Raw genomic sequence first — 11,267 nt, forward strand, 5'->3', positions numbered from 1 at the left:
GGAGTTTTCTCCCGGTCCTGTTTTTTATGTGCTCTCCTTAGAATCTCTGTTGGAGTCAGGTGAGTAGGACTCGCTCTACGAGCTCTCGATAACGTGTGAATAAGGAGTTGTAACGCGCTGCAAACTGAGGATTGGGGATGAAGTCCCTATCGGTACCTTTGAATGCCTGGACAGCTTCATCCACAGAGGAGTAGATACCGCTTGCAATACCAGCGGTTATAGCCGCTCCTGCTGTTCCCGACTCCCTATAACGAGCCCTGCGGACTGGTCTTTGCAGCATATCGGCCTTAATCTGGAGCCAAAGGTCAGAGCGGCTGCCCCCTCCAGTAGCAAGAATGTCATGTATTACGATCCCGTGCTTATGCAGTTTTTCGAATGCATCGAGGAAGAACATGGTCTCTCCCTCCAACAATGCACGATAGAGTTCTCCCCTCCCCGTGGTTGCACCAATCCCGCTATACACTCCATTTCCTGAAGGCAGGAAGAGAGGTGCTCCCGAGGGTTCTACAAAGGGGAGGAAAATCGCATTTGTCGGCTCATTTGGAGCCTCATTGGTAAGGATATCCAGAATCTGCTTCTCGGAGAGTCCTTTTGCCATCAACTCTGTGGTGAATGCTTTCAAAAACCAAGTCTGTAATGCGCCCGCCTGATTGTGGATAAATGCGACATATTTACCCTCCACGACATGGTGCTCTATCCCAAGATTGAGTGAGAGCATCATCTGAGGATCGGGAATACCATCGAATATTACGGTGGTACACTCCACTGTTCCGATTCCGGTTACCGAATCTCCTCCATGCACTGCACCGGCGCCTACGGCATTGATGCACTGGTCATGACCACCGACGATGATGCGAACATCCTTCGACAGCCCTAATTTTGTGGCCATATCGGGAAGGATTGTCCCCATATCGGTCGACGGAGGTACTACCTCGGCGAGTATACGGCCATCGATTCCCCCTGCTTCCAACAATTCAGGTGACCACCGTTCCTTCCAAAGATCGAATAACAGTGTCCTATTGGCGTGGCAGTAGTTTGTGGCGGCATTACCGGATAGGCGATACACGAGGAAATCTGCCCATGAGAGGACTTTCCAGATCTTCTCATGCAGCTCAGGAGCATCCTCCTGATACCAGACGAGTTTTGGAAAGGTATAGCTGTAACCGAGGATATTGCCGTTTATCCGATAGAAATTGTCAACTCCGAAGTCCTCCAGACGGGATACTGTCTCTTTTCTCCGTTGATCATGGCTGAAAATACTTGGGCCAAGAATATTGCCATCTCGATCGAGAGGAACCATGGCCTCTCCAAACGAACCTACAGAGATTGCTTGGATGGTATCGCCTACGAACCGCTGTTCCCATCGGCTACGATCGGCAGCTTCACTGATTGCTGTATATAACGCATGTTCTACCGCAAAACAATCGAGTTCGAATCTACCATCCTCTGCCCGCTTCACCTCGTACGCAGATTCGGTTGCTGAAACCAATTGTCCATCAGTTGTATATACCGCTGCCTTACAGCGGGAAGAGCCGATATCTATTCCCATCAAACTCATACGATTACCCTATTAAGAACCTAGCACTATTGGCGATTTGCAATTCATCTACAATTTCCAACACTCGTTTGTAAACTGCTTTTTGGGCAGCTTCAACCGATTCGGTCAGGTTGGATTCATACGCTTGTCGGATATCGGTTCCAATATTCAACTTCGCTATTCCGTGTTTAAAGGAATCCAAGAGATAGGAGAGAGCGATGCCCGATCCACCGTGCAGTACGAGCGGAAGTCCGAGAGCTTCATCCAACTCCGCTAGCCTCCCCATGTGCAACCGTGCGGTAACTTTTTTCTTATCTCGGGCAGAGGGGCTAATTGCGCCATGAACGGATCCGACTGCCACACTGAGCCAATCCAAGGAGGTCTCTTTCACGAAAGTCTTCGCCTCTTCGACATTGGTAAAACCTTTTCCGGTTGAAAACAATTCCTCGTAGCTCGGCATGGGACCATCTTCGTGTCCCATCACTGCTCCAAGTTCAGCTTCAACGGGTACTCCCTTGCTATGCGCATAGGTAGTGACTTCTTTAACTGCATTGATGTTATCTTGGAGATTCAAGCGAGAACCATCGACCATGACCGATTGGAATCCAGCATCGATAGCCCGCTTGATATCGCTCATATATGGCACTTCCAAATGATCTTCGTCTATGACAGGAACATGATCCAGATGAAGTCGGGTAACCGCTGCATCCCCTACTCTTGCATATTCCTCTGCAACCGCCTCGATACTCTTGGAGGAGAATTTCATCCACTCCAGTCTCGCAACAGCAATAAGGGCGAAGGCATCCTTCTCTCGGAGCGCCTCTACTACCGGTTTCATCATTGGCAGATGGGGCATATTGAAGGCCGGGATAATGATATGCTTCTCGTAAGCGGTTTCCATGATTCTTTTGATGTCATTCATTCTGTAAGACTCCTAATATTCAGTGATAAGCACATAACGTGCAGCTACATCTTCTTCTATTTCGGGGAAACGGGGTAATTCCTCAAAGAATCTGTTGTCGACATTGTCGTCGTTCACAGAGCTGACTTCACCCAACAATACACGACCCGTACCTTCCTTGCCATAGAATCGGTGGTACAATCCTGGCACTAAACTGATGCTCTCACCCGGACGTATAGTCACTTTCTCACCCGCTTTGAAGGTATGTACCGTGCCATCGATACTCACCTGTACATCGGTATCGATCTTGTTCTCATCGGCATCAGAATTCCACAACTCTACGATGAGATCTCCCCCACCCCTATTGATGATGTCTTCCATCTTAGACCAGTGGAAATGGATCGGTGTCTCCTGATCTTCATCGGAGATAAGCAGCTTCTCTGCGTACGGCTTTGGATATTTTTTCTTATCGTGCTGGTTCCCATTGCGGAGAGTCAACATAATAAGACCGCGTCGTCCGAATTCGCCACTACCGAAATCGGTGATATCCCAACCGAGCATATTGTCCTTGATCTCCTGGCTTGTCGCCTTCATTTTTTCCCAGTCCGCTGGAGTCCATCGGACAAATGGGGGTAACTTGAATCCATGGGATTCGATGAACTCGATCGAATCGTCGATAATTGCATTGATTTCTGATCTTTTCATATTATTTTCCTCCAAGAATTTTTATCATTTGAATCAATTATTGATACTCTTCCTAGCTTGATATCGATCAAAAGACACAGCAGCTATCAACACCAATCCTTTGACCAGTTGTTGCACATAGTCATTGACATTCATCATTATCATACCATTTGTAAGTACACCCATGATGAGTACACCGATGATTACCATGCTCAACCGCCCTTCCCCACCACTGATACTGACACCACCAAGAACGACCGCTGTGATGATATCCATCTCGTACCCCTGCCCAGCTTTCGGTTGACCGCTATTGATCCTTGAGAGCAAGATAATACCTGCCAGTCCAGACAAGAATCCACTCATTCCATAGACAAGGTATTTGACACGCTTGATATTGACACCGGATAACCGGGTTGCCTCTTCGTTTCCCCCAACACCATAAATATACCTACCGAAGCGAGTTTTCACAAGCAACAAGATACCAAAGATAAATATTACTACCATCACAATCACAGGAATGGGAATAATCCAGACGTATCCTTGTCCCAACTTGGCAAAGGTGGCGACAAAACCGAAAACCGGTAAGCCTCCGGTGATGATATAGGCTAATCCTCGTAGACTGGTCATCATGCCCAACGTAGTGATAAGAGGAGGAACGTCCATCCTATTGATGAAGAATCCATTCAACATACCAATCAAACCACTTACAATCAACATAACCAAACAAGCTAAGACTGGATGGATTCCCATCAACATCAATTCAGCTGTACCCACACCCGCTACTCCAATTATCGAACCAACTGAAAGATCGATTCCACCAGTCAACAGCACCATAGTCATTCCGACAGCACTTATTCCCACAATCGAAACTTGGCGCAGAATATTGAATAGATTCATCGGTCTTAAAAAATTTGGTGAAGTAATTGAAAAGAACACGAAAAGTACTATCAAGACCATTAAGATTCCATAATTGGAAAGCATTCGCTGTATTGTTTTTTTATCCATTTCAACCCTCTGTTTATTCTTGTGACGCATAGGCCAAAATCTTCTTTTGTGAGAATTCGGACTTCTGTAATTCACCATTAATTTTCCCATTCTTCATGACGAGAATGCGATCAGACATTCCTATGAGCTCTGGCATCTCTGAAGAAATCATGATGATACTTTTATTCATTTCAGTTAGCTTGCGCATCAGATTATAGATTTCTTGCTTAGCGCCGACATCAATACCTCTTGTAGGTTCGTCAAATATCAAGATTTCACATTCTGTAGCGAGATATTTTGCGAGCACAACCTTTTGTTGATTTCCGCCACTCAGATTTTTTGCTAAATTCTTTAAATCAGGTGTTTTGATCTGTAGATCGTCTTTCAATGAATTGCATACTTCCTGTTCCTCAGATTCCCTAATCATCAATAATTTTGACAATCGTTTTAAGATACTGAACGAAATGTTGACTCCAACGGGAAGGGATAATACCAATCCTTGATTTTTTCGATCCTCTGGAATCAATCCAATCCCATTGGCTAAAGCTTTTTCTGGCGAATCTATCAATAATTTTTTTCCATTCAATGTTATTGCAGCCTTATCAATCTTATCCACTCCGAAAAGAGCCAAAGCCATTTCAGTCCTTCCTGCTCCTACAAGTCCTCCGAAGCCCAATATCTCTCCAGCATGCAAAGTGAAGGAGACATCATCAACATGTCTATTTGAAAGGCCTTCTACTTCAAGAACTGCTTTACCGATTAAAGCTTTCCGTTTGGGATAATCATCAAACAGTTCCCTACCGACCATCAATTCCATGATATGGTTCTTGTCAGTATCTTCAATCTGTAGTGTATCGATGTATAGACCATCACGCATCACAGTCACACGATCACAAACCGTAAAGATTTCATCCAACCTATGGGTGATGAAAATGATGGTAACACCACGATCTTTCAATTTTCTTACGATTTCAAAGAGAGCCTCGGTCTCCGTATCTGTAAGAGGAGCCGTGGGTTCATCCATGATGAGTAATTTGGCATTTTTCGAAATGGCTTTTACAATCTCTACTATTTGCTTGTAAGCCATTCCCAGTTCATGGATTTTCCGGTCGGGATCAATCTCCACACCCATTTCCGAACACAATTTCACTGTCTCAGCTTTCATGGACGCTGTATCTCGAAATAACCCTTTCATCATTTCACAACCGAAAAAGATATTTTCAGATACAGAAAGGAATGGAATAAGATTCAGTTCCTGATAAATTGCAACGATGCCCAAATCCAATGCTTGTTTTGGTTCCATTCTTCCATACGTTGTACCATCGAATTCTATCGAGCCAGCTGTTGGAATTTCCGCACCAGTAAGGATTTTTATCAAGGTAGATTTGCCAGCCCCATTTTCTCCCACTAATGCATGGGTCTCCCCTTTCTTGATGGAAAATGACACTCCGCTGAGAGCATGTACACCCCCATAGTTTTTTTCTAGATTCTGTATTTGCAATAATTCTCGGGCCATAGTCTCTCCCCATACCAACCAATGAAGCGATGTGCCAGGATGGAGCGTTCTCCACCCGGCACAAATTAGTTTGAAACTACTTAATTGCTGTAAGCACCACTGATAACATCTTCTTGCCAGACTGGTGACATGGGGAAGTACACAACTTCTTGTTCTTCCGGGAAACCTTCTGTCTTGAATCTATATAACATATCGGCGACAGCAGAACCAGTCTCATAAGGAAGGATGTCGACAGTTGCCCTATAGACAGAATTGGGCTCTTTCATTTTAGCCAATGCCTCTGCCGTTGCATCTCCTCCTCCGACATAGAAGTCGTCGGTGGCTTTTCCTAGTGCCTTAACAGCCTCATAACCGCCCAATGCGCCCGAATCATTGTTTCCGGTGATAACTTTTACATTTGGATGGGTCTGAAGGACGCTTTCGACAATCTTCATTCCCAATTCAGGTGTATCACCAGCTTGTCTGGCTACGATAACAGATTTAGGTGCCAATTTTAGGATTGTGTCTTCTATACCGTTTCCACGTTGAATCACGGGTTCTACATTATCCTGGCTGATTATGATTACTTCAGCTTTGCCGCCGAGCTTTTCGTTAATCCATTTTGCTGCATTGGTTCCAATAGCCACACCATATTCGTACTCATTGACAATATGCATGCCGTGGGCGTTATCGATTGGTTGAGCCTCGGCAACAACTGCGATCCCTTGTGACTTTGCAGTTTCAACCAATGGTTGTAGTGCATTTTGGTCAATCGGTGCAATCATCATACCGTCGACACCTTGCATGATTAAGTTTTCAACATCGCTCACCTGCTTAGCTACGTCGTAACGAGCATCCACGATAATGGATTCAACTCCCAATTCCTCACAACGATCCTCAAATCCTTGTTTGACTGCGATAAAGTACGGGTTATCCAATTGCATGATTGAGAAAGCAAAACGCATTTGAGGCTCAGCCTCTTCTCCACCTTGTGCAGCTAATGGAAACAGCGAACAGATTATGACAATCAACGACACGAACAGAATCCTTTTTTTCATTTGATACCTCCTATATGATATCTTTTAAAGCGCTTTAGTTTATTGAACCATCAGCTCATGGATTTGTCAATAAAAATCTTTCTGATAGAGATAAGAAACGTTTCGAAGGCATTTGCTAATGCATACATTAATATAATTTAGAGTATTATTTTTAGTTTTTATTGACAGATATAAAAATATTCCTCATAATTTGAAACGCATTAAATTTTAAGGATTAAACATGACATTAAAAGATGTTGCTAGAAAAGCCCAATGCTCTGAAGCGACGGTATCATTAGTAATAAATAACCGCCCTGGAGTTAATAAAAACACCCGCGAGAAAGTACTTAAAATTGCAAAAGAAATGGGGTATATCCCAAATTCAATTGCGAGAAGCCTTGCACTGAAGAAAACGAGTACAATCGGTTTATTGATTACTGATATCGAAAACCCCTTTTTTGGTAGTCTTGTACACCATATTAGCGTTGCAGCAAGGAACAGAGGCTATTCATTAATTGTTTCAACAAGTGACGATGATTTTGAAAAAGAAAATGAAGCGCTTGAAGTCTTTCTGAACCGAAAGGTAGATGGTGTAATCGTCGTTCCTACACAAAGAATTCCCGAAGATTACTCAATGTTCCAAGCCTATCGAAAAAACAATGTACCTATATTATTCTCGGTTTCCTATTATCCTGAGTTTGATTCGGATAGAGTATTGACTGATTACGCAAAAGGAAGCTATTTGCTAACAAAATATCTTCTTGAGCTTGGGCATAGAAGAATCACCTATCTTATAGGAGCCGACGAACAAGCTCCAATCAATAAAGAGCGACTAAAAGGGTACTATGATGCTTTCTCAGAGGCTAACCTAAAACCAGATGCGAAGGATATCTCAAGATGTAGTCAACCTGTCTTTTTTGAAGGATACCAAACCTCTCGGAGAATTCTTCAAGAGAAAAATTTACCTGATGCGATTATTGCTATCAACGACGTACTTGCTCTTGGAGCAAAGAAAGCAGCTGAGGATATGAATCTATTTGTTCCAAATGACATTTCCATCGCAGGATATGACGATGTCATGTATGCATCGCTGCTAGAAAAGCCGCTAACAACAGTGAAACAGGATATCAAAGAGATTGCTTCGAGAAGTGTAGACCTATTATTACAGAGAATCAAACAACCTAAAAAACCTCTTGAACAGATTTTCGTTCAGCCCGAGTTGATCGTCCGTCACACTACTGGGATGAAGAGGTCGTAGTTTCTCGAATTACTACTTCGGGAATGAATCTAGGAATCTCACTATCTGAAGGCTTCCCTTCCATCATATCAAGCAATAGCTTGAATGCTTTCGTGCTCATTTCTTCTATAGGAACGTGTGCAGTCGTCAAGGATGGACAATAATAAGAAGCCATTGATATATCGTCAAATCCTGTAACGATTATATCCTCTGGGATCCTTATATTATTATCTTCCAAGTACCGCAAGACTCCCATCGCCATAATATCATTATCCACTAAGATTGCATCGGGCTTCACTTCTTGCTGCATGATTATCCTTGCAGACTCATAACCTGTTTCGGCCTTATATTCCTTATGTAATCTGACAACGCTATGGGGTTCAAGTCCAACTTTATCCATAGCACGTTTGAAGCCGCAAAATTTCGGCTCATTTTCAGGAAATCTTGTCATACAACCTACGTATGCTATACTTTTCTTACCCAGACCGACTATATAGTCGGTTATCTTTTCTATACCGACACCGAAATCCCCAAAGACTATCCTGATGTTGGAAGAGTTGCCATAGTAAGGAACATTACTCATAATTACAAAAGGAAGGGCTTTGTTCGAGAGAGCAAAATCCACAGATTTATCCATATCGTGGAAATAGCACACAATAATCCCGCTGAAGTAATTAATTGGCATGGAATCCAGAAGTGTAGTCAAATTGCCATCCACATCATTAATCGAATAAAGTATTACTGAATATTTCTCTTGTAGAGCTACTTTCCTGATAGAATTATATAACTTTGCATGAAAAGGGTTTGTGATCTCTTGAGCAATTACCGCGATAGTGTGGGAATTCTGTACACGAAGATGTCGTGCAAAAATATTGGGAGAGTAGTTCAGCTTCTCAATGGCATTTTCGATTGACAGCCGATTCTTCTCGCGCAAAGAACTTGGATTATTCAGATACTTGGATACCGTACTTGTTGAAACTCCCGCGAGTTTCGCTACATCTTTTATAACAGCCACATGAATTCCTTATTAACACGCAATAATACCCTATTATCAAAGCTGAGGTAAAGTAGACCGTATTCCTATTGTTCCTATGTTAATACGGTCTACTCGTTCAATTGGGATGTCTTGTGAAAGTTATGGAACCAACATAATCTTCATTGCATCAGGGTTTTTCTCTGCCTCATCGAACGCTTTATCCCAGTCCTTCATAGCGAAAGAATGGCTGATGAGCCCGTCTGTTTTGATCATTCCTGTCCTAATCCCCTCTATTACAGCAGGATAGGTCAGAGCCGAAAGATGAGAGCCAATAATATGTAGTTCCTTTCCATCCCCGATAACATTCCAGTCAGCCTTCACCTCCTCGGCAAAGACTCCCATTTGTACGAATCTTCCATGATTTTTAAGAGCTTCAAGCCCTTGAGTTACACTTTTTGGGCTACCTGAAGCTTCGATATAGACATCACAGCCCATCCCATTTGTTAGCTTTTTGATCTCTTGGACTACATCACATTCAGTAGCATTCAAAACAACATCTGCGCCAAATTTTTCTCCTAGATCCAATCTATGTTGCTTGATATCGATTCCAATAATCAATTTTGGTAGATCCAATTTCGCCATGTTTACAATAGCCGATCCTATTGCTCCTAATCCCGCAATTACAACTACATCGGAATGGGCGATCTGGGCAAGCTCGACAGCGTGCATGCCACAAGCGATAGGTTCAACCATTACCGACTGTTCTGGAGAAAATCCATCAGGCAATTTATGTGTCCGACTATGACTGTTCAGCAGTACATACTCGGCAAAGCCACCTTGAGCATGTTCTTTAAAACCGTATACTGCTGAACCAACGCACATCCAATATTTTCCGGCACGACAAAACTCACATTCATCACAGGGAACAATTTGTTCTGTAACTACCATGTCTCCAATTTTAAAATCTTGAACACCCTCCCCTAATTCAACAACTTCTCCATAAAACTCATGCCCGCCAATAACCGGGGCGTCAATATACCGATTGCTTTCATCGGTACCCCAAATTCGGATCCCTCCGTGAAAAGATTTGATATCGCCGGCACAAATTCCACAACCTTTCACGCGTAGAAGTATTTCACCAGACCTAGCTGTAGGAATTGGAACGTCCTCATACCGATAATCAAAAGGGGCATAGGATCGTAATGCCTTCATAGTTCCTTTCATATTTCCACCTCACTTATTCTTATTTTCTTCTACGTATTCATATGCCCGATAAGCATTTTGAACCTTGAAAAAACCACCATCGACACCAATAATCTCACCTGTCACATAGCCTGCTTCTGGAGAGACCAGAAACCCGACTAAAGATGCGACATCTTCACCGGTTCCAAATCTATTCAAGGATATCTGTTTTACTTGAATTTCTCCTCTCTCTTGAATCATTGCGTCTGTCATATCGGTATGTATGATACCAGGAGCATACGCATTTACCGTTATTTGGTAGGGAGCTAGTTCAGCAGAACTTATCTTGGTCATCATATTCACACACGCTTTGCTAGCTGCGTAAGCGATCAGGCCTACATCACTAAAGTTACCCGAAATCGATGAAGCATTTGCGATTCGCCCATAGTGATTCTTTTTCATGTGTGGAACCACAGCCCTCATCATATAGAATTGACTCTTGAAGTTTCCATCCAAGACCTTTTGAAGATAAACTCCATCCATCTCCTCTAAAAACTTAAAGTCAAAGATCCCTGCATTATTCACGAGAATATCGAGTCTGCCAAATTGTTGGGCAATGTCATCTACCATACTAGCAGCAGCTTTCTCATCATTGAGATCGCATTTATAAATTCCTGATTCCGGCGAAACCTTCTTTAATAGTTCAAGCGTCTTTTCTGCCTGTTCTTTATGGGAACGATACACTGCAATAATAATATTTCCGTCTTTTGCCAATCTCAGACTGATTGCCTGCCCCATCCCCCGAGTTCCACCGGTGACTATAGCTACTCTTTTCCCTGTCATATGTTACTCCTCTATATTAATCTTCGCCGTAAGGAATTAATCCGAACGATTGATATAATCCATCAATCCAATTTAATCGAGCATATTCAACTACAACTTTTCGCGAACTTCTAATAATTGCCGAATAGGGAGAGTTTCTTGGAACCTCAATTCCCCATTTTTCCAATTTATCCATCCTCAATTGCATTGACTGGAAAGGATAAACATTAAATGGAGAAAGTTCACGAGAATCGCCAGTTGTCCCATATACCAATGTAACTGTTACTAAAGCTGTCACTTCTCCTGAATTGAAGATACTAACACTCTCATGTGAAGGTACTTTTCCAGACTGCACATCACTCTTCATGTACATATCGGGTATCACCCAAAATGTATGTCCTAATTCCTTCAT

The 11,267-nt window shown here is 42.9% G+C and carries 11 protein-coding genes; 1 reads left to right on the forward strand and 10 read right to left on the reverse strand.

Features of this window, described 5'->3' with window-relative positions; translation table 11 throughout:
- Window positions 1-55: 55 nt before the first annotated feature.
- The 6 genes from ACODJP_RS04510 to ACODJP_RS04535 form a co-directional block, all read right to left on the reverse strand.
- Window positions 56-1,558 carry an FGGY-family carbohydrate kinase gene (locus ACODJP_RS04510; protein ID WP_422478934.1) on the reverse strand — a complete coding sequence of 501 codons (1,503 nt, stop codon included), beginning with the start codon at window positions 1,556-1,558 and terminating at the stop codon, window positions 56-58.
- 4 nt (window positions 1,559-1,562) lie between these two features.
- Window positions 1,563-2,459, reverse strand: a complete 897-nt coding sequence (locus ACODJP_RS04515; protein WP_422478936.1) for a class II fructose-bisphosphate aldolase — start codon at window positions 2,457-2,459, stop codon at window positions 1,563-1,565.
- A 12-nt stretch (window positions 2,460-2,471) separates the two neighbouring features.
- Window positions 2,472-3,143 carry a D-lyxose/D-mannose family sugar isomerase gene (locus tag ACODJP_RS04520; protein WP_422478938.1) on the reverse strand — a complete coding sequence of 224 codons (672 nt, stop codon included), beginning with the start codon at window positions 3,141-3,143 and terminating at the stop codon, window positions 2,472-2,474.
- Window positions 3,144-3,176: 33 nt separating this feature from the next.
- On the reverse strand, window positions 3,177-4,127 hold the full coding sequence (locus ACODJP_RS04525) for an ABC transporter permease (protein ID WP_422478940.1): 951 nt from the start codon (window positions 4,125-4,127) through the stop codon (window positions 3,177-3,179).
- A gap of 13 nt (window positions 4,128-4,140) precedes the next feature.
- Window positions 4,141-5,622, reverse strand: coding sequence for a sugar ABC transporter ATP-binding protein (locus ACODJP_RS04530; protein ID WP_422478942.1), 1,482 nt, complete (start codon window positions 5,620-5,622; stop codon window positions 4,141-4,143).
- An 80-nt stretch (window positions 5,623-5,702) separates the two neighbouring features.
- Entirely contained in the window at window positions 5,703-6,659 is a 957-nt protein-coding gene (locus ACODJP_RS04535) for a sugar ABC transporter substrate-binding protein (RefSeq protein WP_422478944.1), read from the reverse strand.
- 220 nt (window positions 6,660-6,879) lie between these two features.
- On the opposite strand from ACODJP_RS04535, the gene ACODJP_RS04540 reads away from it, so the two are divergent.
- Entirely contained in the window at window positions 6,880-7,896 is a 1,017-nt protein-coding gene (locus tag ACODJP_RS04540; protein ID WP_422478946.1) for a LacI family DNA-binding transcriptional regulator, read from the forward strand.
- Here the strand turns inward: ACODJP_RS04540 and ACODJP_RS04545 are convergent.
- From ACODJP_RS04545 to ACODJP_RS04560, 4 genes are all read right to left on the reverse strand, one after another.
- The gene (locus ACODJP_RS04545) at window positions 7,874-8,890 is read right to left on the reverse strand and encodes a LacI family DNA-binding transcriptional regulator (protein WP_422478948.1); all 1,017 of its coding nucleotides are present in this window, start codon (window positions 8,888-8,890) and stop codon (window positions 7,874-7,876) included. The two genes, ACODJP_RS04540 and ACODJP_RS04545, sit on opposite strands and share 23 nt — an antisense overlap.
- A 120-nt stretch (window positions 8,891-9,010) precedes the next feature.
- Window positions 9,011-10,075: a zinc-binding dehydrogenase gene (locus ACODJP_RS04550; protein ID WP_422478950.1), complete on the reverse strand. Its 1,065-nt coding sequence runs from the start codon at window positions 10,073-10,075 to the stop codon at window positions 9,011-9,013.
- Window positions 10,076-10,084: 9 nt separating this feature from the next.
- Entirely contained in the window at window positions 10,085-10,876 is a 792-nt protein-coding gene (locus ACODJP_RS04555) for an SDR family NAD(P)-dependent oxidoreductase (RefSeq protein WP_422478952.1), read from the reverse strand.
- A 16-nt stretch (window positions 10,877-10,892) separates the two neighbouring features.
- A complete protein-coding gene (locus tag ACODJP_RS04560; RefSeq protein WP_422478954.1) occupies window positions 10,893-11,267 on the reverse strand; it encodes a sensory rhodopsin transducer in 375 nt (124 codons plus the stop codon).

Source organism: Pleomorphochaeta sp. DL1XJH-081 (assembly GCF_049310885.1).
In the GTDB taxonomy this organism is placed as follows: Bacteria; Spirochaetota; Spirochaetia; order Sphaerochaetales; family Sphaerochaetaceae; genus CAYZJV01.

Coding starts and splice junctions, on each gene's coding strand:
- ACODJP_RS04510 (WP_422478934.1), bottom strand. CDS start 1,558: ATGAGTTTGATGGGAATAGATATCGGCTCTTCCCGCTGTAAGGCAGCG.
- ACODJP_RS04515 (WP_422478936.1), bottom strand. CDS start 2,459: ATGAATGACATCAAAAGAATCATGGAAACCGCTTACGAGAAGCATATC.
- ACODJP_RS04520 (WP_422478938.1), bottom strand. CDS start 3,143: ATGAAAAGATCAGAAATCAATGCAATTATCGACGATTCGATCGAGTTC.
- ACODJP_RS04525 (WP_422478940.1), bottom strand. CDS start 4,127: ATGGATAAAAAAACAATACAGCGAATGCTTTCCAATTATGGAATCTTA.
- ACODJP_RS04530 (WP_422478942.1), bottom strand. CDS start 5,622: ATGGCCCGAGAATTATTGCAAATACAGAATCTAGAAAAAAACTATGGG.
- ACODJP_RS04535 (WP_422478944.1), bottom strand. CDS start 6,659: ATGAAAAAAAGGATTCTGTTCGTGTCGTTGATTGTCATAATCTGTTCG.
- ACODJP_RS04540 (WP_422478946.1), top strand. CDS start 6,880: ATGACATTAAAAGATGTTGCTAGAAAAGCCCAATGCTCTGAAGCGACG.
- ACODJP_RS04550 (WP_422478950.1), bottom strand. CDS start 10,075: ATGAAAGGAACTATGAAGGCATTACGATCCTATGCCCCTTTTGATTAT.
- ACODJP_RS04555 (WP_422478952.1), bottom strand. CDS start 10,876: ATGACAGGGAAAAGAGTAGCTATAGTCACCGGTGGAACTCGGGGGATG.
- ACODJP_RS04560 (WP_422478954.1), bottom strand. CDS start 11,267: ATGAAGGAATTAGGACATACATTTTGGGTGATACCCGATATGTACATG.